At 75.7% G+C, this 20,408-nt stretch carries 18 protein-coding genes; 13 read left to right on the top strand and 5 right to left on the bottom strand.

All coding sequences use genetic code 11. The annotated features are described in order from the left end of the window. Positions 1 to 12: 12 nt before the first annotated feature. On the top strand, positions 13 to 2,076 hold the full coding sequence (locus ACFYOV_RS16450) for a DUF1996 domain-containing protein (protein WP_389088733.1): 2,064 nt from the start codon (positions 13 to 15) through the stop codon (positions 2,074 to 2,076). A 233-nt stretch (positions 2,077 to 2,309) separates the two neighbouring features. Here the strand turns inward: ACFYOV_RS16450 and ACFYOV_RS16455 are convergent, their stop codons facing one another. Further along, positions 2,310 to 3,257 (bottom strand): EamA family transporter, encoded by a 948-nt coding sequence (locus ACFYOV_RS16455; RefSeq protein WP_389088096.1) that lies wholly within the window; start codon positions 3,255 to 3,257, stop codon positions 2,310 to 2,312. Positions 3,258 to 3,625: 368 nt separating this feature from the next. Between ACFYOV_RS16455 and ACFYOV_RS16460 the strand changes: the two genes are divergently transcribed. Together ACFYOV_RS16460 and ACFYOV_RS16465 are read left to right on the top strand one after the other, a co-directional pair. Continuing rightward, the gene (locus ACFYOV_RS16460; RefSeq protein ID WP_389088098.1) at positions 3,626 to 3,805 is read left to right on the top strand and encodes a hypothetical protein; all 180 of its coding nucleotides are present in this window, start codon (positions 3,626 to 3,628) and stop codon (positions 3,803 to 3,805) included. Positions 3,806 to 3,905: 100 nt separating this feature from the next. After that, the gene (locus ACFYOV_RS16465) at positions 3,906 to 5,093 is read left to right on the top strand and encodes a serine hydrolase domain-containing protein (RefSeq protein WP_389088101.1); all 1,188 of its coding nucleotides are present in this window, start codon (positions 3,906 to 3,908) and stop codon (positions 5,091 to 5,093) included. A gap of 18 nt (positions 5,094 to 5,111) precedes the next feature. On the opposite strand, the gene ACFYOV_RS16470 is transcribed toward ACFYOV_RS16465, so the two are convergent. Next, on the bottom strand, positions 5,112 to 7,691 hold the full coding sequence (locus tag ACFYOV_RS16470; protein WP_389088103.1) for a SpoIIE family protein phosphatase: 2,580 nt from the start codon (positions 7,689 to 7,691) through the stop codon (positions 5,112 to 5,114). Between the two features lie 196 nt (positions 7,692 to 7,887). Between ACFYOV_RS16470 and ACFYOV_RS16475 the strand changes: the two genes are divergently transcribed. The 9 genes from ACFYOV_RS16475 (at position 7,888) to ACFYOV_RS16515 (ending at position 14,819) form a co-directional block, all read left to right on the top strand. Beyond that, entirely contained in the window at positions 7,888 to 8,475 is a 588-nt protein-coding gene (locus ACFYOV_RS16475; RefSeq protein ID WP_389088106.1) for a hypothetical protein, read from the top strand. A gap of 91 nt (positions 8,476 to 8,566) precedes the next feature. Beyond that, complete coding sequence (locus tag ACFYOV_RS16480) at positions 8,567 to 8,740, top strand: CsbD family protein (RefSeq protein ID WP_389088735.1); 174 nt, start codon at positions 8,567 to 8,569, stop codon at positions 8,738 to 8,740. Positions 8,741 to 8,928: 188 nt separating this feature from the next. Continuing rightward, positions 8,929 to 9,723: a restriction endonuclease gene (locus ACFYOV_RS16485; protein ID WP_389088108.1), complete on the top strand. Its 795-nt coding sequence runs from the start codon at positions 8,929 to 8,931 to the stop codon at positions 9,721 to 9,723. Positions 9,724 to 9,758: 35 nt separating this feature from the next. Then, positions 9,759 to 10,025, top strand: a complete 267-nt coding sequence (locus tag ACFYOV_RS16490) for a hypothetical protein (RefSeq protein ID WP_389088111.1) — start codon at positions 9,759 to 9,761, stop codon at positions 10,023 to 10,025. Between the two features lie 160 nt (positions 10,026 to 10,185). Beyond that, a complete protein-coding gene (locus ACFYOV_RS16495) occupies positions 10,186 to 11,058 on the top strand; it encodes an oxygenase MpaB family protein (RefSeq protein ID WP_389088113.1) in 873 nt (290 codons plus the stop codon). Positions 11,059 to 11,184: 126 nt separating this feature from the next. After that, positions 11,185 to 11,688, top strand: a complete 504-nt coding sequence (locus ACFYOV_RS16500; RefSeq protein ID WP_389088116.1) for an SRPBCC family protein — start codon at positions 11,185 to 11,187, stop codon at positions 11,686 to 11,688. Beyond that, positions 11,681 to 13,342, top strand: a complete 1,662-nt coding sequence (locus tag ACFYOV_RS16505) for a phytoene desaturase family protein (protein ID WP_389088118.1) — start codon at positions 11,681 to 11,683, stop codon at positions 13,340 to 13,342. The genes ACFYOV_RS16500 and ACFYOV_RS16505 overlap by 8 nt, the downstream gene beginning before the upstream one ends. An 86-nt stretch (positions 13,343 to 13,428) precedes the next feature. Continuing rightward, positions 13,429 to 13,920, top strand: coding sequence for a hypothetical protein (locus ACFYOV_RS16510; protein ID WP_389088121.1), 492 nt, complete (start codon positions 13,429 to 13,431; stop codon positions 13,918 to 13,920). After that, on the top strand, positions 13,917 to 14,819 hold the full coding sequence (locus ACFYOV_RS16515) for an SDR family oxidoreductase (RefSeq protein ID WP_389088123.1): 903 nt from the start codon (positions 13,917 to 13,919) through the stop codon (positions 14,817 to 14,819). The genes ACFYOV_RS16510 and ACFYOV_RS16515 overlap by 4 nt, the downstream gene beginning before the upstream one ends. 436 nt (positions 14,820 to 15,255) lie before the next feature. On the opposite strand, the gene ACFYOV_RS16520 is transcribed toward ACFYOV_RS16515, so the two are convergent. The 3 genes from ACFYOV_RS16520 to crtI are packed head-to-tail and all read right to left on the bottom strand — an operon-like array spanning position 15,256 to position 18,826. Beyond that, positions 15,256 to 16,269, bottom strand: a complete 1,014-nt coding sequence (locus ACFYOV_RS16520; protein WP_389088126.1) for a DUF5914 domain-containing protein — start codon at positions 16,267 to 16,269, stop codon at positions 15,256 to 15,258. After that, positions 16,266 to 17,279, bottom strand: coding sequence for a phytoene/squalene synthase family protein (locus ACFYOV_RS16525; RefSeq protein ID WP_389088128.1), 1,014 nt, complete (start codon positions 17,277 to 17,279; stop codon positions 16,266 to 16,268). The genes ACFYOV_RS16520 and ACFYOV_RS16525 overlap by 4 nt, the downstream gene beginning before the upstream one ends. Then, positions 17,276 to 18,826, bottom strand: a complete 1,551-nt coding sequence (gene crtI / locus ACFYOV_RS16530) for a phytoene desaturase family protein (RefSeq protein ID WP_389088131.1) — start codon at positions 18,824 to 18,826, stop codon at positions 17,276 to 17,278. The genes ACFYOV_RS16525 and crtI overlap by 4 nt, the downstream gene beginning before the upstream one ends. A 322-nt stretch (positions 18,827 to 19,148) precedes the next feature. Between crtI and ACFYOV_RS16535 the strand changes: the two genes are divergently transcribed. After that, the gene (locus tag ACFYOV_RS16535) at positions 19,149 to 20,390 is read left to right on the top strand and encodes a lycopene cyclase family protein (RefSeq protein ID WP_389088133.1); all 1,242 of its coding nucleotides are present in this window, start codon (positions 19,149 to 19,151) and stop codon (positions 20,388 to 20,390) included. The last annotated feature ends 18 nt before the right edge of the window (positions 20,391 to 20,408 follow it).

Raw genomic sequence — 20,408 nt, forward strand, 5'->3', positions numbered from 1 at the left:
GGAGGCGGCCTGATGGCGGCCAACGTCTACGCTTCCGCGACGGTGGACGACACCACCGGTGAGGCCGACGGCGGCAACCAGGTCCTCGCGGCCGCCACCGTCGACTGCCCGGATGTGACGACCCGGCTGACGTCGGTTCCCGAGCAGGCGCGGGCAGAGGTCGACAAGGAACTCGCCGCGCTGGACGGCCAGATCGCCGAGGCCTACAAGAAGCTGGGGGAGTCCGCCGGGGCCGTCCAGCAGGACCCCGGGTTCGCGGACAATGCGATCCTGGGCCCGCTCGAGGAGAAGCGGTCCGCCACGCTCGAACGGATCGTGATCGCCATCGACCGGGTGGGTGACCGCCCCGAGGGCCTCGACGAACTCGCCGCCTGTACCGTGCGCGAGTCCGGCAACGCCTCCGCCCAACCGGATGCCGGGCAGGACGGCGACGGCCAGGACGGCGAGCAGGGCGACCAGGGTGCCGGCGGGCAGGCCCAGGGCGGGAACGGCGGCCAGGCGGGCAACGGGCCCGTGGCCGCGGACTACGCAGACATCAAGAGCGTCCAGCCGAACGTCGCCCGGCCGGCCCTTACGGACGACGCCTCCCGCGGCACCTTCTCCTCCAGTTGCGGCGTCAACGAGAACGGCCTGTTCAACTCCGACAACGTGATCGCCGCCCCGGGCGTGGCCAACGGCGCTCACCACTTCCACGACTACATCGGCAACCAGGCCACCAACGCCTTCTCCAGCGACGAGGACCTGGCCGGGGCCGACACCACCTGCGAGGACCAGGGCGACAGGTCGTCGTACTACTGGCCGGTGCTGCGCCTGCAGAACGGCACCCAGGAGAAGGACGCCGACTCGCCCGGCGGCGGCATCGAGGGCAATGCCGGCGAGATCGTGACGCCCAAGGAGGTCACGCTCACCTTCGTCGGGAACCCCCGGGGCGAGGTCACCGCGATGCCCCGGCTGCTGCGCATCATCACCGGCGACGCCAAGTCCTTCGTCAACGGCCCCGCCAACGCGAACGCCTCCTGGAGCTGCACCGGGTTCGAGGACCGGCAACTGAAGGACAAGTACCCGCTGTGCCCCCAGGGCAGTGACGTGGTGCGCACGTTCAATTTCCAGAGCTGCTGGGACGGCCGCAACATCGACAGCGCCAACCACCGCACCCACATGGCCTTCGCCGACGCGGCCGGCAACTGCCCCGCGGGTTTCAAGGCCGTGCCGCAACTGGTCCAGCGCATCGTCTACGACGTCGACGCGCCCAGCCTGGAGGACGGGGGCCGCACGACACCGCTGTTCGCCGTGGACTCCTTCCCCGAGCAGCTGCACAAGCCGATCACGGACCACGGCGACTTCATCAACGTCTTCGACGAGGACCTGATGAAAGAGATGGTCGACTGCATCAACAGCGGCCGGACCTGCGGCTCCGGCGCGGACGGCGGCGGCGACGGCGGCGAGGAGCCGCAGCAGCCCCAGGAGCCGACCGCGACGCCCGAGCCCCCGGCCCAGGGCGGCGACGGCGACACCGGCGGACAGCCCGGGGACGGCGCCGAGCAGCCGGGTGGCGGTGACCGGCCCGGTGACGACGGCGGCCAGCAGGGCGGCGACGGCAACCAGCCCGGGGACGACGGCAACCAGCCCGGGGACGGCGCGGACAAGCCCGGTGACGGCGGCCAGGAGAACCCGTCGGAGCCCCCGGCCGGGACGCCGGCCACCGAGGAGCCCGCGGGCGGCGAGGACGACGCCACGACGCCTCCGCGCGCCGAGCAGCCCAAGGCATACGCCTCCCCCTCGCCGGGCGACGGCAAGGCGGCGGAGGCGGACGGCCGAGGCGGTGACAGGACCGGGAACGGTGACGAGTCCGCAGGCGGCGACCGGACCGGCGACGGCGGCGACGAGGCAGGCCGGGCGCCCGGCGCCGGCGCGCCCACCGACGGCGGCCGGGACGCGCAGGCCGCGGACGGGACCGAACCGCAGGCCGTGAGCGGCGGACTGGCCGAGACGGGAGCCCAGCTCTGGCCCGCCGCGGCGGGCGGGATCCTGGTCCTGGCCGGCTTCGTCGTGCTGCGCCGGGTCCGGCGCACCTGACACCAGTGCACCTGACACGTCAGCGCACCTGACACACCAGCGCATCTGACGGACACTGCCCCGCTCCGACGCGCGGCGGACGGCGGCAGGAACCCCCTGTGTTCCTGCCGCCGTCCCACGCCCGGCCCGCCCGGCCCGCCCGGCCCGCCCGGCCCGCCCGGCCCGCCCGGCCCGCCCGGCCCGCCCGGCCCGCCCGGCCCGCCCGGCCCGCGGCCGAGCGCCACGGTGGCCGCTCAGCGCCGGTCGGCCGCGATCTCCCGCGGGGCGGCGACGGGGGCCTTCCGGGCCGGCCTCGCGCGCAGGCGCCCCCTGGCGTTCAGCGCTCCGGAGCCCAGGGCGACACCCGCGCCGACCAGGGCGCTGCCCACCGCCTGGGCGGCGCCGTAGGAACCGGTGCCGACGAGCGGGGCGGTGCAGGCGGCGGCCACCGGGATCAGCCCGGAGAACAGCGTGGCCCGCTCCGCGCCGATCCGCTGCATGCCCATGTACCAGCACACGAACCCGACCACGGTGACCACCACCGCCTGCCACAGCAACGCCGTCGCCTCGACCGCGTCGGGTCGCCGCAACCATGCCGTGCCGTCGACCAGGACCCCCGCCGCCGCCGACTCGATCGCGGCGATGCCGCACACCACTGCGGACAGCAGCCGCGGGCCCAGCGGGCGCAGGACGGGCACGGCCAGCACGGCGAAGCCGACCTCACCGACGAGCGCGCCCACGGAGAACGTGATGCCCGCCCCGTCCGTACGCCCCCAGCCCTGCACGGTGAAGGCGCCCAGGGCCACCAGCGACGCCCCGTACAGCACGACGCGTTGGGGCCGCCGACCGCCCAGCAGGGGCACCAGGACGGCGACGACCACCGGTGCGCAGCCCACCAGCACCCCGGGCACGGCCGGTTCCGCGGTGCGCTCCGCGGCGAGCACGGCGAGGTTGAACCCGACCATGCCGACCGCGGCGAGCAGGGCCAGTCGGCCCCACTGACGCCGTGTCAGCGACCGCAACCGCGCGGTCGTGCCCCGACCGGCCGCGGGGAGGAGCAGCAGACAGGCCAGCCCGTAGCGCAGGAACTGACCACCCGCCCACGGGTAGTCGCCCAGGACGCTGTTGGCGGTGAACGAGCCTCCGACGAGGACACAGGCGAGCGCGGCGAGGAGGGCCCCGCGCGTGGTGGTGGCATTCATGGCACCGACGCTAGGGAGCACGGCGGCCCACTTCGGGGTCCACTTCGCACGCTCCGTCCAGGACCACTTTCCGGCCCGCGGGAACCCGCGCCGTGCGCCGGCCCCACGGGGTGAGCCGGTGGCGTGGATCCGCCGGGGCGAACCGGCCCTGCGGCCCCGGCCCTGCGGCCCCGGCCCTGTGGCCCCGGCCGTGCGGCACCGGCCCTGTCGGCCCCTGCCTGAGCGCCGAGTCGTTCGGGGAAGGGCGCCGGTGCCGCGACGGAAGCCGTGCTTCCGTCACGGCGTGTGACACTGGGAGAACAGGCCGCGGTGCGGCCCGAGGGGGAGCAACCGAGTGGCCGGAGAGGGGAGTTGCCGTGCGCAAGGAGATGGAACCGACCTATGAGGACGCGGAGGCGGAGGCGGCCGCCGCGCGCCGTGCCCGTTTCGGGAGCCTTCCGCAGCCGGTCCGGACGGAGGACATGGTGGAGGAACGCCCCGCCACCGCACCCGATCCCGCCCGGGACACCTACGACCCGGAGGGGTGGATGGTCCGCTACTGCCTCTGAGACGGCGGGCCGTCCGTCGAATGCAGCAGCACCACGGGCCCGCGGGGCGCACAGCGGCCAGGCTGACCCTGCCGCCCCCGAAACGTCCCCGGGAGACCCGATGCCGCTGTCTTCATGCCCCGCCCCCACCCCGCGTCCCGCCTCGCGCCGCCTGAGGGCGGCGGCCGTCGTCGCCGTGGGGCTGGCCGTCGTGATGCCCGGCGCCGCGAGCGTCGCCGCGACTCCGGAACCGCACGGTGACGTCCGACTGCGCCGGCAGATCGAGGAGTTCGTGCGCAGCCCCGGCGGCCCTCCCGGGATCATCGCCGTGCTCCGCCGCGACGGCCACACCCGTGTCCTGCGCGCGGGCGTGGCGGACCTCGGGACGGGCCGCAGACCGCACATCGACGACCACATGCGGATCGCCAGCACCGCGAAGGCCTTCAGCGGCGCGGTCGCCCTGAGCCTCGTGGACCGCGGGCTGCTGAGCCTGGACGACACCCTGCGCGAACGGCTGCCGCAGCTCCCGCCGGCCTGGGGAGAAGTGACCCTGCGCCAGCTCCTGCAGCACACCAGCGGCCTGCCCGACTACTCGCGGGATCCCGAGTTCGTCCGCATCGTCGTCGCCGACCCGCGGCACCGCTTCGACTCCCGGCGCCTGCTGGACTTCGTCGCCGACGAACCCCTGCGCTTCGCCCCGGGGACCCGCTACCAGTACTCCAACTCCGACAACATCGCCGTGGCCCTGATGGCGGAGGCGGCCACCGGCATCCGCTACGAGCGGCTGCTGCGCGACCTCGTCCACCGGCCCCTGGGGTTGGGGGACACCAGCCTTCCCCAGGGCCACCGGATGCCGGAGCCCTACCTCCACGGCTACGACGTCACCCCGCCCGGACCTCCTCAGGACGTCAGTGAAGTACTCGGCGCATCGGGCCTGTGGGCGTCCGGCGGCATCGTCTCCACGCCCGCGGACATGACCCGCTTCGTCCGTGGGTACACCGGCGGCGCCCTCTTCGGCGGGGCCGTGGAACGGCAGCAGCGGCGGTGGATCGACGGTGCCTCGGAACCCGCGGGACCGGGACGCAACACGGCCGGACTGGCGCTCTTCCGATACCAGACCCGGTGCGGCGTCGTGCTGGGACACACGGGCAACACACCCGGCTACACGCAGCTGATCGCCGCCACCCCGGACGGCCGGCGCTCCCTGGTCTTCTCCGTCACCAGCCAGATCAACCAGGCCACCGCACCGGACCAGGTCAGCCGCCTGCGGGCCGTTCAGGAGGACTTCGTCTGCGCGCTGCTGCGGTGACCGGGGCCGGCCGGCGGCTCACGGGCCCGGAGCCCGGCCGTACGCCGTGAGCAGCAGCGCCACGTCGTCCGGGCGGTCCGGCGTCCTGCGGGCCGTCCGGACCAGCTGATCGGCGAGCTCCTCCACCGAGTCCGTGACGCAGTCGGCCAGGCAGCCGCGCACCGCGTCGATGCCCGTCTCGATGTCACTGCCGGGCTGCTCGACGAGCCCGTCGGTGTACAGCACCAGAACGCTGCCGGGTGGCAGCGTGAACGCCGTGACGGGGTAGGGGGCGTCCGGCTGCACGCCCAGCATCATGCCGCCGGCGAGGTCCAGGGTCTCGACGCGGCCGTCGGGACGGCGCAGCAGGGGCGGGGGATGCCCGGCCCGCACCGCGAGGGCCCGGCCGGTGCCCGGATCGAGTTCGATGTAGCAGCAGGTCGCGAAGGCGTCCGCGTCCAGCTCCGCCAGCAGCCGATTGGTGTGGGTGATGACCTCCTGTGGCGGGCGCCCGCTGGCCGCGAAGGCGTGGACGGCGCTGCGCAGTTGCCCCATGACGGCCGCCGCCCCGACGCTGTGCCCCTCGACGTCGCCGATGACCAGCGCCACCCCCCGCCCGGTCCTGATCACGTCGTACCAGTCGCCGCCGATGGCCATGCCCTGGGTGCCGGGCAGATACCGCCCCGTGGTGACCAGCCCCTCGATGGCGGGCAGCCGGTGCGGCAGCAGGCCCTCCTGGAGCCCGCGCGCGACGGCGGACTCCGCGTCGTAGAGCCGGGCCCGCTCCAGCGCCTGCGCCGCCAGTCCGCTCAGCGCGATCAGCGCGGAACGCTCGTCGGGACTGAACCGGTGCCGGTCCTCCCAGCCGAGGATGCAGGAGCCGACCGGGTGGCCCGAGGCGATCAGCGGCAGGAACGACCAGGCGTTCATGCGGTCCAGGGCGATGCCCGGATAGGCGCTGGACAGGGCTTCCGGTGACTCGAAGAAGAGCGGGAACCGCGTGGTGAGGGCGTGCACGCCGGGCAGTTGCGTGTCCAGCGGCACTCCCTCGAACGGACTGAGGAACCCCTCGGGATAGCCGGACTCCCACATCAGGTGCATCCGCCCGTCGCGGACCATGTACAGCGCCAGCTCCCGCGCCCCGAACGCGGGCAGCAACTGATCGGCGACCGCCCGGCAGACGTCCTCGACGGTCACCGCCTCGGTGAGCACACTGGCCATCTGCACCACGTGGTACAGCGCCCCCGCACGGGCCGGGGCGACCGGCTCCGGCGGCACCACCGCGCGGGCGCCCGCCACCGGTGTGGCGGTCCGGCCCCGCGACGCCTCGCCGCCAGCGGGCGCGCTGGTGCGGAAGATGCGGCCGGTCAGCCCGTGCACGCCGGGGTAGAGCAGGAACCCCAGCCAGGTGCCGTCCGGATGGTGCACCAGGTACGACACCGGCTCCTGCGACAGCATGGCGGCCCGGTACCGGTCCTCGTAGGCGGGATCGCGCAACCAGGTGATCACCTGCCACGGGTAGCGGCCGAAGAGCTGGTCGCGCTCGCAGCCCAGCAGCTGCGCACAGCGGCGGTTGGCGTAGGTGACCCGGCCGTCCTGGTCCAGGGAGAACAACCCGTCGGGCAAGCGCTCGGCGGCCTCGGCCGCGGTCGATCCGAGGGTCGTGTCGACGAGTGCCCCGACCAGCAGCCGCTCGGCGGAACGGGCCCGCACCACATGGCCCCACAGCTCGACCGGCCGGTAGCGCATCCGCCCGTCCTGCGCGGTCTCGTCCAGCACCCGGAAGTGCCGCGACCTGACCAGACCGCTGTCCAGCGCCTCGCGCCGGCTCGCGCGCACTTCGTAGAGATCCTCCGCGTGCACCCGCGCCTCGACGTCCGCCAGGGTGCCGCCGAAGTCCGCCCGCGCCAGACCCAGGAGCCGCAGCGCCTCGTCGTCGGCGGACCACCGGTCGCCGTCCAGGTCCCACTCCACCATGCCGACCCGGACCGCGTGCGCGGGCGGGGTGGGCAGCCGCACACTGACCGGCTGGCCGTCGTACTCGAGGGGCTGCGCGACGGCGTCCGCCTCCGGTGTCCTCGGCAGGCCGCGGCCGAACCCGCCGAGCCGCGCCTCCATGGTCCGCCCCGCGTCGCGCAGCGGGCCCTCCACCTCCTGCGCGCTCAGCGGCTCCCGCGCGGCCGAGCGCAGCACCACCAGGACGCCCACGGTCTCACCGCCGACCACGAGGGGGCGGCAGGCGGAGGCGAACGAGTACGGCAGCGCGGCGGTGAACTGCGGGAAGCGCAGCATCGTCGCCCGCTCGTCCGGCAGCCACATGGTCTCGCCCGTGCGGTACGCCTCGGCCATGGGCAGCGCCCCGCCCACCGGAACCCGCCACCAGGACCGCAGCAGCGACCGCGGCACCCCGGTCACCACGCACAGCACCAGCGATCGCCGGTCCCGCGAGCGCAGGTACACCAGGCCGCCGTATCCGCCGACACCGTTGACCAGGGCCACCAGCGGATCCGCGAGCGCGTCCTCGATCCGGGCCGCGTCCCCGGCCCCTCCCCGCTGCCCGCCCGGGCCGCGCGCCCCGGTCGGCCGCTCTCCGCCCGGTGCGGCGGCTGCCTCATCCATCTCGCGTCCTCCCGGTGCGGATGCACGGGCCGTCGTTCGCTTCCCACCAGGATGTGCCATGCCCGGCGGTCCGGCGCGGCGGAGCGGCGCGGCACCGGACCCGTGTCCGCGCGAACGTGCCCGGAATCAGCGCAACCATCTTTCCAACCCGCTCGTCTCATCCGATACCAGCACTATGCGAGCCCAGGGGCCGAAAATGCTACAAACCCGAACCAGACGAACGATCTTCGCGACCGTCGCGCTCGTCGGCGCCACGCTGGCGACGGCGACGATCCCGGCAGCCGCCACCCCGGCCGCCGCGACGCAGGCCACGGCGTGCCCGACCGGCTGGGGCAGCCTGGCCAAGTCAGCGGGCACCGGGACGGTCACGCCCGTGCGGAACATCCGGACCGGACGGCACGCCTGCTACGACCGGATGGTCGTCGACCTGCCCGGCGCGGGCCGCGGCGTCGGCTACTCCGTCCGCTACGTCGACCGGCTCCTCCAGGACGGATCCGGTCGCCACATCCCCGTCGCCGGTGGCGCCGTCCTGGAGGTGCGGGTGACCGCACCCGCCTACGACCCCGAGACCGGCGCACCCACCTATCCGGCGCGTGCCGGGCGGCCCCTGCCGGGTGTGGACCTCACCGGGTACCGCACCTTCCGGGACACCCGCTTCGCCGGGAGCTTCGAGGGAGACACGCAGGTCGGCCTCGGCGTCCGCGCCCGGCTGCCCTTCCGGGTCCTGCGGGTCGAGGACCGCGTCGTGATCGACGTCGCCCACAACTGGAACGGCACGCGCTGAGACCCGCGCCGCGCGGACCGTGTTTGAGAACCGCACCGACGGCCACCCGTTCGATGACACCGACGACGGATTCGGCTGGGAGTGCATGACTGTGGCTGGAGACAAGAAGGCCAAGGCGAAGATGGAGCAGGCCAAGGGCAAGGCCAAGGAGGCGGCCGGCCGCGCCATGGGCGACGAGCGGCTCGAGGCCGAGGGCCGCGCCGAGCAGGCCAAGGGCGACGCCCGGCAGGCCAAGGAGAAGACGAAGGACGTCTTCCGGCACTGACCGGCGGACGCCGCCGCACTGTGTGACCGGGCGGGGCCCTGCTACGGCGGGGCCCCGCCCGCGTGCGCGCGTGCGACGAGCGCGGCCGGTGAACGCCCCGTTCCCGGGCAGACGGCGTACATGATCCTCGGTGGTCGCGGGCGACCGCCGACAGGCTCACTCCGGCTGCCAGAGAGGGGAACACCACGGTGACCGTGCCACAGCACCGTACGCGTCCGGTCCGTCACGGGCGCCGCTTCGACCTGCGGGCGACCGCCATGTTCTTCGGCCTGCTGGCCACGGCACTGATCGCCGGCGGGTTCGCGGTGCGGGCCCTGTCCGGTGTCGTGGAACGGCGCCCGGTGTGGGCCGTCGTCCTGCTCTGCCTCGTGTGCGCCGCCCTGCCGCTCCACCGTCGCAGACGGCGCCGGCTCTCCGCGGCACGGATCGCCCGCCGGGCCACCGAGGCGCTGGAGCAGGCCACGACCACGGCGCTGGACGCCCTCGACGAGCCCCGCCCGGCGCCGGTCGCCCCCGCGCCGGTCCCCGGACAGCGGCGGGAACGGGCCGCCGGCCCCGTCATCGGCGCGCCCGCCGTGCCCGACTACGGCGCCCTGGACCCCGAGGAGTTCGAGAAGGCGATAGCCGCCCTGTGCGAGCGGGACGGCTGCACCCGGGTGGAGGTCGTCGGGGGCGCGGGTGACCTCGGCGCCGACGTGGTCGCGCTGTCACCCGACGGCCGGCGGGTCGTCGTCCAGTGCAAGCGCTACGGCGACGACCACAAGGTCGGCTCGCAGGACCTCCAGCGCTTCGGCGGCACCTGCTTCACCGTCCACGAGGCGGACGTGGCCGTCGTCGTCACCACCAGCGACTTCACTCAGCCCGCCCTGGAGTACGCCGCGCAGTGCGGCATCGTCTGTGTCGACCGGGAGGCGCTGCTGGCCTGGAGCGACGGCCTCACCCCGCGGCCCTGGGCGGTGACCGCGGGTGAGGCGGGCGCGTAGAGCGGATTGTCAGTGCCGGATGGCACCCTGCGGTCATGGACGAACTGGAGTTCATGCGCGGCCGCGTCTACGGGGCGGACCACGACGACCCCGCTCCGCGCGCCGGGCGGTCGTACGCGGAACTGGCCGGCGGGCCGCTGGACGGCCTGCTGCTGGACATCACCGACCGGCCCGGCACCGCCCTGCGGGACGGCATCGCGCTCCGCACCGAGATAGGCCGCTACGGCCCGGGCGGCCGGGCGGTGTACGTGGCCCGCGGCACGGGCGGGCGCATCCTGGACTGGCGGGAGGACGTGCCCTGATCACCGGCCCGGCCACCGGGCGCGCGGCGCATCCGGCGGGGGAGGCGCGCCGGGCCACGGGTACCGGCGGTCCGGCGGGGCAGACGTAGCCGTAGGACGCCGGCCGGTGCCGTGACGGACACCGGCCGGTCGTCGCGGGCGCGAGAAGGGGACGGCGGTCATGAGGCTTCTCCCGGAAGGCGGCACCGCGCTGCGCGACCGGATCGGCGAGGCGATCCTCTCCCGCGTCGCCGGACCGGACGGCCGCGACAACCGGGCCCACATCCACGGCGCACCCGGCCCGCGCTGGTTCGGCCCCGAGCGGCCCGTCCGCAGGGTGCATGGGGACGCGTCGATGTTCATCGGCGGTCTCGCGGCCCTGCTGCTCCAGTCGCTCCACCCCCTCGCCATGGCGGCCGTCGCGGGGCACTCCGGGTTCCGCGGCGACCCCTGGGGGCGCCTGCAACGCACCAGCACCTTCCTGGCCGTCACCACGTACGGCCCCGCCGACAGCGCCCAGCGGGCCGTCGACCGGGTCCGGGCCGTGCACGAGACCGTGCGCGGCACCACCGCCGACGGCGTGGAGTACTGCGCGGCCGACCCCCGGCTGCTGTGCTGGGTGCACATCGCCGAGGTCGACACCTTCCTGCGCGCCCACCAGCGCTACGGCGCCCACCCCCTGGACGACGAGGGCTGCGACGGCTACGTGGCCGACATGGCGCGCATCGCCACCGCGCTCGGCGTCCCCGACCCGCCGCTGACCCGCGCCGAGCTCGACCGGCGGATCGCCTCCTACCGCGCCGAACTGCGCGCCACCCCCGAGGCCCGCGCCACCGCGCGCTTCCTGTTGCTCAACCCGCCCGTCCCGGTGCTCGCCCGGCTGCCCTACGGCGTCCTGGCCGCCAACGCGGTCTCCCTGCTGCCCGGCTGGGCCTCCCGCGCGCTGTGGCTGCCCCGGGTACCCCCCGCCGAGGACGTCTGCGTCCGCCCGCTCGGCACCGTCGTCACCGCGGGCATCCGCTGGGCCCTGACCCCGCCCCGGGGCACGTCCTGACCCACCGACGCCGCCGCGCACACCGGTCCCGCGTCACCGGTTGACGCGCCCCACACGGGGCACTCAGTGCTGACCGGTGTTGCTCCGGACGAACCCGGACAGATCCTGGACCAAAGGGAGAACGACGTGGCTGTTCGGCATCGCCTCATCAGAACGAGCCCGCGGGACGTCTGGGCCGTCCTCGCGGACGGCAACCGCTACGCGGACTGGGTCGTGGGCACCTCGGAGTCGGAACCGGTGCGCGGCCAGTGGCCCCGGCTCGGCTCCGCGATCCGCTACCAGGTGCCCCTCGGACCGTGGAAGGTGTCCAACGAGACGGTCGTACGACGCTGCCTCGAGGGCGAGGCCCTGGAGCTCGAGGCCAAGGCCGGGCCGCTCGGCACCGCACGGATCGCCATCGAGATCCGGCCCTGGGGCGACGACTGCCTGGTCGTCGTGGACGAGCACCCGCTGCGCGGGGCCGGGGGCCTGATGCACAACGTGGCCGTGGAGGCCCTCATCCAGCTGCGGCACCGCACCATGCTCGCCCGGCTCGCCCGGCTCTGCGAGACCGAGGCCGCCGAGGAGGAGCGCCGCCGGCCGCTCGGGCACGTCGTGGCGCCGCCCGGAGAGGGAGGCGCCCGTGCCTGACGCCGTGGTGATCGGGGCCGGACCCAACGGGCTGGTGGCGGCGAACCTGCTGGCCGATGCCGGATGGAGCGTGGAGGTCCTGGAGGAGCAGCCCGAACCCGGCGGCGCCGTGCGCCACGACCGCGGCGCGGACCCCGACTTCGTCAGTGACCTCTTCAGCGCCTTCTACCCGCTCGCCGCCGCCTCCCCGGTCCTGGCCGGGCTGCGGCTGGAGGACCACGGGCTGCGCTGGAGCCACGCCCCCCACGTCCTCGCCCATCCGCTCACCGACGGCCGCTGCGCGGTCCTCGACCGCCGGGTCGACGTCACCGCCGGCTCCCTCGACGCCTTCGCGCCAGGCGACGGAGCCGCCTGGCGCCGACTGCACGACGCGTGGGAGCGCCTGCGGCCCGATCTGCTGGGTGCCCTGTTCACGCCGTTCCCACCGGTCCGTTCGGCGGCCCGGCTCGCCGTCCGGCTGCGCGGCACCGGCGGACTGCGCATGGCCCGCACGCTGGTGCTGCCGGTGCGCCGCCTGGGGGAGGAGGAGTTCCGCGGGGAGGGCGGCGGACTGCTGCTGGCCGGCAACGCGCTCCACGCCGACCTCGCCCCGGAGGCCGCGGGCAGCGGCGGCTACGGCTGGCTGATGTCCATGCTCGGTCAGACCTACGGGTTCCCCGTGCCCGTCGGCGGCGCCGGGGCCCTGACCGAGGCACTCACCCGCCGCCTCCAGGCGCGCGGAGGAGTGCTGCGCTGCGGGCAGCGGGTCGAGCGCATCGTCGTGCGCGGCGGCCGGGCGGTCGCGGTGCGCACCTCCGGCGGCGACACGGTCGCGGCCCGGCGGGCCGTCCTCGCGGACGTGGCCGTACCCGCCCTCTACGGCGAACTCGTCGCTCCCGAGCACCTGCCCGCCCAACTGTTGTCCGACCTCGACCGCTTCCAGTGGGACTTCGCCACCTTCAAGGTCGACTGGGCGCTGGACGGTCCGGTGCCCTGGCAGGCCGCCGAAGCCGCGGGCGCGGGCACCGTCCACCTCGCCGACGGCATCGACGAGCTCACCCGGTTCGCCGCCCAACTCGCCATGCACCGGGTCCCCGACCGGCCCTTCGCGCTGTTCGGGCAGATGACCACCTCGGACGCGTCCCGCTCCCCGCGGGGGACCGAGTCCGCCTGGGCCTACACCCACGTCCCGCACCACGTCAGCGGCGACGCCGGCGACGAAGGGCTGACCGGAACCTGGGACGCCAAGGAGCGGGAGATCATGGCCGACCGCGTCGAGCGCCAGGTCGAGCGCTTCGCGCCCGGCTTCCGCTCTTTGATCCGCGCCCGGCGCGTACTCGCCCCGCCGACCCTCCAGTCGCTCGACCGCAACCTGTACGGCGGCGCCATCAACGGGGGCACCGCGTCCATGCACCAGCAGCTCTTCTTCCGTCCCGCCCCCGGCACCGGCCGCCCCGAGACCCCCGTCAGGGGTCTGTACCTGGCCTCCGCCGGCGCCCACCCGGGCGGCGGGGTGCACGGAGCGCCCGGCGCCAACGCCGCCCGCGCCGCGCTGCGCCGGTCCCTGGCCCCCGGCCTGGCGCGGGCGCAGCGCCTGCTGGCCCACCGCGACCGCACCGGGCGCAAGCAGCCGGACGCGGGCCGGCCGCCGGGCCGCCCGCCCGGCGACGCATGACCGGCGCCCCGGCCGGCGACCGGACCCGGCCCGGGACGATGCCGCAGCAGGGACCTCACCAGCGACCGACACCCGGAGGCGAGACCATGAACCCCGAAGACGGCCCCGACCGCGCCCATCAGCGTCCCGAAGGCGTCAGCACCGAAACGGTGGAGGCCCTCGGTTCGCTGTCGAAGGCGCTGGAGACCACCGAGCGGGCCCGCGGCCACCTCTACAGCTTCCACCAGCTCACCGGCACCGCGGACCTGGAACTCGACCGGGCGGTCGAACTGCTGCGCAAGGCCGGACACCCTGAGTGGGCCGACACGGTGCGCACCCAGGTCCTCGGCCGCAACGTGATCCCCGGGCACTGGACCTTCCAGATCGTCGAGGCGTACGACGACACGTACTACCAGCCGTTCAAGGACCTCGAACGCGCCGCCGTCGAGGAACTGGCCGAGGGAAGGGACCACCTCTACGAGGCCGAGATGAAGGAGGCCCGCCGCACGGCCGGCCACCCCGACCACACCGCCCGCCCCGAGACCGCCCCCGAGACCGAGACCCGCGCCAGGGAGCGCAACCGGTCGGACCGGACGTGAGCGGCGGGGCACGGCGGCAGACCGCGGGCCCGCTGCGCGACCGCACCGTGGTCGTCACGGGCGCCGCGCGCGGGATCGGGGCGGCACTGGCGCGGGACCTCTCCCGGCGCGGTGCCCGGCTCGCCCTGGTCGGCCACGAGAAGACGGAACTGGAGGCGCTCGCGGCCGTCCTGACCACGCCCGCACTGGCCTGCGAGGCGGACGTCACGGACCCGGCGGCCATGGAGCACGCCGCGGGCCTGATCCGGACGCGGCTCGGTCCGCCCTCGGTCGTGGTGGCGAACGCGGGTGTCGCGGAGGGCGGTGCGTTCGCCGCCTCGGACCCCGAGCGGTGGCGGCGGGTCGTCGACGTCAACCTGACCGGCAGCGCGGTGACCGCCCGCGTCTTCCTGCCGGACCTGCTGGAGACCAGGGGCTACTACCTCCAGGTCGCATCGCTGGCCTCCATCGGCGCGGCGCCCATGATGAGTGCGTACTGCGCGTCCAAGGCCGGTGCGGAGGCGTTCGCCCACTGTCTGCGGGCGGAGGTCGCACACCGCGGCGTGGCCGTCGGCATCGGCTATCTGACCTGGATCGACACGGACATGATCCGCGACGCGGACCGGTACCCGGTGATGCGTGAACTGCGGGCAGGCATGCCGCCGCCCGCCCGCCGGGTGTATCCGGTCGACCGGGCCGCCGCCCGGCTCGGCAGCGCGGTGGAGAACCGCAGCACGGCCGTCTACCTGCCCCGCTGGCTCCGCCTGGCCCAGGCGGGACGCGCCGCGCTGCCGTCCATGGTGACGCGGGCGACCCGCCGCCGGCTCAGCCGCCTGGAGAGCGGGACCCCCTTGCTCCCCACCGGCCCCCTGGGCACCGGTGGAGCGGCCGACCGGGCCGCCCCACCCTCCGGGAACTGACCGTCCCGGGGGTGGACCTCCCGTCGGCCGGGGCGGCCGCCTCCCGAGGGGAGGGAAAGCGGCCCGTCCCCGGTTCGGCTCCCCGGTCGACCGAGGGTCCCGCGCCCCGGCCGCCCGGGTCGGCCCCGCCGGGCGCCGGAGGACCCGGGCGCCGCGGCGCGGGAACCGCGTCCTGATCTGCAGAGCGGGACCCCCTGCACCCCACCGGCCCCCTGGGCACCGGCGGAGCGGCCGACCGGGCCGCCCCACCCTGGAAGAACTGACCGTCCCGGGAGTGGAACTCCCCTCGGTCCGGGCGGCCGCCTCTGAGGGCACGGAAAGTGGCCCGTCCCCGGTTCGGCCCGCCGGGTCGACCGAGGGTCCCGCGCCCCGGCCGCCCGGGTCGGCCCCGCCGGGCGCCGGAGGACCCGGGCGCCGCGGCGCGGGAACCGCGTCCTCAGCCGGGGAAACGGCCCGTCGACCGCAGGTGCCAGCGGCGTTCCGCGTAGGCGAGGTCGTCGTGCCACAGGCGGGCCGCCGCGGCGCGGACGAGCGGACGCAGCAAGGGGGCGGCGGTGCGGGCGACGGCGAAGCCGGGGCGGTCCGAGGCGGCCACCACCGCCTCGACCACCGCCGTGCGCGGACGCCCGAGGCCGTCCGGTCCCAACGGGGTGGCGTGCGTCTCGACCACCGACCCCGCCCCTTCGCCCCCGGTGATCCGCATGACGACCGTGCGCGGCTCGGGCGCGGTGAACTCCGCCCGCACCGGCACCACCAGCCGCCCCGCCACCTTGAAGGACACGTCCACGGTGAAGGCGTCCGCGGCCGGTTCCGGCCCGTCGGGCGAGCCGGTGACGGTGAGGTCGACGAACGAGTACGGGTGGAACCACGCCCCGTGCCAGGGATCCAGCCGATTGGCCACCACGTCCTCGGGCTCACAGGTCCCCACGCCGACGTACACGGCGGACAGCGCGCGAGCCGCGGCGGGCCGGCGCGGCACGACCGGCGCGTCCAGCGCGACCTCACCACCCACCGCGTCCAGCCGGACCCACACCAGCACCCCGTCGTCGTGCGCCGGGAACGGCTCCCAGCCCGCGAAGGCGGCACCGGTGAGGGCGAGTCCGTGCCAGTGGCACACGAGCGTGCCGCACCGCACCGGGCTTTCCCGCAGCGGTGCCCCCAGGTGCGGGCAGATCCCCGGGCCGGCGACCGGACGGCCGTCGGCACCGCGCCAGACGACCACCTCCTGTCCCGCCACCGTCCGGGCGAGCGGCCGGTCCGGCCGGAGGTCCCGGCTCGCCCCGACGACGTACCAGTTGCCGGAGGGGCGCGCCAGCGCCCGCTTCAGTGCCCCGGCGATCACGGCGGGGCGGGCCTCCCGCCAGGTGGGGCGCTGACGCTCCCAGGGGACCGGGCGCCGGCGCAGGGACAGCGGCAGACGGCGGCGCCTGCCGGGGATGCCGTTGTTCACGCGACCTCCTCGTGGACGGCGGGGCACCGCCAGCCCGGCGCGGCGCCCGCGGGAACGACGCCGGGCAGGCCGCCCCCGCGGGCGCGCAGCCGGGCCGTGACGACCCGGGCGAGCCCGTCGGCGGCGACCACCGCCCGGCGTCCGCCGGGGACGGCCACCCGGCGGTGCAGTACCGGGTAGCCCTCCCGGGCGACGGCGTCGAGAATCCCGCCGTAGAGCACGAACGCCGTGCGGATGCAGGGACGGGAGCGCGGATCGAGCATCCGCAGACCGGGCGCCGCCTCCCCGTAGACCCGCCGGGTCATCGCCGCGAACTCCTCGAGCGCGGCGGTGACCCGGGCGTCGTGGCGGCCCGTGTCCCGGCTCCACCGCAGCAGGTGCCGGTCGGCCCCGTGGGCGGCGAGCAGGTCCGCGGGCAGGTACACGCGGCCCCGGTCGAGGTCCTCGCCCACGTCCCGCAGGAAGTTGGTCTGCTGGAACGCCACCCCGAGCGCGGCGGCGCACGGCGCTGCCTCCTCGCGGGGGACGACCGTGCCCAGCACCGGCAGCATCTGCAGCCCGATCACGGCCGCCGAGCCGTGCATGTAGCCGCGCAGGCTCGCGTAGTCGGCGTAGTCGGTGACCACCAGGTCGGCGCGCATGGCGGCCATGAAGTCGGTGAAGTGCCCGGGGTCGATGGCGTACCGGCGGGCGGTGTCGGCGAGGGCCCGCACCACCGGCTCACCGCTGTTCCCGTCCCGCAGACCCCGGTCCAGTTCCCGCTGCAGCGCGGACAGCCGGGCGTCACGGCGCCCGGTGTCCGCCCCCGGGCCGAGCGCGTCGACGATGTCGTCGGCCCAGCGGGCGAAGCCGTACAGGGCGTGCACCGCCGGCCGGCGGTCGACGGGCAGGAGCCGCGTGGCGAGGAAGTAGGTCCTGCCGTGCCGGGCATTGAGCCGTCGGCAGCGGCGGTAGGCCGCGCGCAGTTCCGGGTCGGTGACGCCCGCCGCGTCGAGCTCACGGTTCGTCATGCTGCCGCCTCCTGCCCCCGGCCGACGGTCCGCGGCCGCCCCCGGCCCACGGTGCGGGGCCGCCCCGGACCGCCGGTGATCCGTGCCGCCGCCAGCTTCCCGGACAGCAGCACCGTCGGCACACCGACGCCGGGGGTGGTGCCGCAGCCGGCGAGGACGGCGTTCTCGGTGCCGCGGACCAGGTTCCGCGGGCGGAAGGGCCCCGTCTGCGCGAAGGTGTGCGCCGCCGAGAAGGGCGTACCGGCGGCCATCCCCTGCGCGTGCCAGGAGGCCGGTGTGACCAGGCACTCCCGTTCGACGGCGGACTCGATGCCCTCGAGCCCGCGCCGCTCCAGCTCCCGCAGCAGCGCGGACCGGTAGCGCGGGCCGAGCTCGCTCCAGTCGGCGGCGCCGGGCCCGATGTCGGTGTTGGGGCACGGCGCGAGGACGTAGTGCAGATGGCGGCCCGCGGGGGCCAGTCCCGGGTCGGTGGCGGTGGGCCGGGTGACGAGCAGCGACGGATCGCTCATCAGCCGTCCGCTGCGCGTGAGCTCCTCGAAGGTGGAGTGCCAGGCGGCGCCGAAGGAGAGGGTGTGGTGCGCCAGGTGCGGCCACGTCCGGTCCGTGCCCAGGTGCAGTACTACCGCGGACGGTGCGTGCCGCAGCCGCACGGGGCGCCGCGGCGGTCGGCCGAGCAGTGCGTAGGCGGCCGGCAGGTCGGGGGTGAGGACCACGGCGTCGCAGGGGATGCGGTCCCGGTCGGTGACGACGGCACCGATCCGGCCGCCGGAGCGTTCCAGTCGGATCACCTCCTGCCCGAACCGCAGGTCGGCCCCCGCGTCGGTGGCGGCGTCCGCCATGGCCCGCGGCAGCGCGTGCATCCCGCCCCGGGGGAAGTAGACGCCGGCCACGGTGTCCATGTAGGCGATGACGGCGTAGGCGGCCAGGGCCCGGGCCGGCGGGACGCCCGCGTACAGGGACTGGAAGGAGAAGACCCGGCGCAGCCGCTCGTCCCGCAGGAACCGCCCGATCCGCCCGTCCAGCCGCCCGAACCCGCCGAGCGCCGCGAGCCGCGCGAGATCGGTGTTCAGCAGCCCCAGGGGGGAGTCGAAGTTGGCGTCGATGAAGCGGCGCATCTGGACGCGGTGCAGCCGCTCCAGCCAGTCGCGCAGCCGCCGGTAGCCCGCGGCCTCGCCGGCACCGGCGAACCGCTCCACCTCCGCCGCCATCGCCTCCGCGTCGGTGTGCACGTCGAGCGTGCTCCCGTCGGCGAAACAGGCCCGGTAGGCCGGGTGCAGCGGCACCAGGTCCACGCGCTCGCGCAGACTCCCGCCGACCGCTGCGAAGGCCTCGTCGGCGAGATCGGGCATGGTCAGCACGGTGGGCCCGGTGTCGACGCGGTAGCCGCCGAGGTCCATCCGCCCGGCCCGGCCGCCCGGCAGGGCGTCCCGCTCGACCACGGTGACCCGGCGCCCGGCGCCCAGCAGGTGCAGCGCGGCCGACAGCCCGGCCAGCCCGGCCCCCACGACCACGACATGATCGGTGCGCCCCGGCACGGTCCGGGTCACCGGGCGGCACCCGGCGTGCCGGCACCGGCCGCGCCCTCCGCCGCGCCGGGCCGTCCCCGCGCACCGGGGCCGGGCGGGCGCCCCCGGTCCCCCCGCTCCCGCGTGTCCCGCTCCCGCGTCCCTGTTCGGCGCATCCCGTTCCTCTCCCGTCGTGCCGGCGGACCGTTCCGACGCCGCTCGCCGTCCGCGTGCCGCACGCGCGCACGGCGCCACGGCCGAGAACGGACTGCCGCATGTTTTCCCTCCCACGCCGCGCCGCCTCACCGACGCGCGCCCGTCACACGTCCGAGTGACCCGCATTCCACGGGGCACACAGGCAGGAATGCTGGCGAGGTACGCGGGTGCCGAAAACCGGGAGGAGGCAGTGGCCGTGCTGGAGACGGAGGTCGCCGTCGTGGGGGCCGGAGCCGCCGGGCTGTCCCTGGCCCACCGGCTGTCGGAGGCCCTGCCGGGAGCCCGGACCCCCTCGGTCGTGCTCGTGGGCGCCCCGCCCGGCCCGCTGCGTCCGCCGCGGCGCACCTGGTGCTTCTGGGAGTCCGGCCAGGGCCGCTACGACGCCGCCGTGTCGGCGACCTGGCGGCGTCTGCGGGTGCGCCCGCCCGCGGGTGGGCCGGTCGAGGACGACATCACACCCCTGCGCTACAAGATGATCCGCTCCGACGACTTCGAGTACCTCGTCTCCCGCGACCTGGCCGAACGCCCTGCCGTACGGCGCCTGGAGGCGACCGTGGAGACCGTGGAGGACGTGCCCGGCGGAGCCCACGTGCACCTGCGGGGCACCGACGGCCGGCCCCGCGTCCTGCGCGCCCGCTGGGTCTTCGACTCACGCCCGCCCGGCAGCCTCCCGGCCGCCCGCACCACACTGCTGCAGCACTTCCACGGCTGGTACGTCCGCACCGAACGCCCGGTCTTCGACCCCACCACCGCCGACCTGATGGACTTCCGCACCCCGCAGCCCGACCGGGGCCTGTCGTTCGGCTACGTCCTGCCCGTGGGCCGCCACGAGGCGCTGGTGGAGTACACCGAGTTCTCCCCCCACCCCCTGTCGGCGGACGCCTACCGGGCGGCCGTGCGGCATTACGCCGAGGAGGTGCTCCGTCTCGGTGAACTCGAGGTGCGGTCCACCGAGACGGGCGTCATCCCGATGACCGACGCCCCGATGCCCCGTCGCACCGGCGCGTCCGTCTTCCGCATCGGTGCCGCGGGCGGCGCCACCCGCCCGTCGACCGGCTACACCTTCGCCGGACTGCAGCGGCAGACCCGGGCCGTCGCCGCCGCCCTGCGCCGGGGCCGGCGGCCGGTGCCCCCACCCGCCCACCCGGCCCGCTCCCGGGCCATGGACGCGGTCCTGCTGCGTGCCCTGGACAGCGGCCGGGCGGACGGCCCCGAGCTGTTCTCCCGGCTGTTCGCCCGCGTGCCCATGCGGCGCCTGCTGCTCTTCCTCGACGGTCGCACCCGGCTGCACCAGGACCTCGCCATCGGTCTGCGCACCCCCGTCGGACCCATGCTCCGCTCGGCCCTGGAACTGCCCGGCCTGCCGCGCCGCCCGTTCGACACGCCCTGACCCGCCACCGCCCGCCCC

Source organism: Streptomyces sp. NPDC005931 (assembly GCF_042871235.1).
GTDB lineage: Bacteria > Actinomycetota > Actinomycetes > Streptomycetales > Streptomycetaceae > Streptomyces.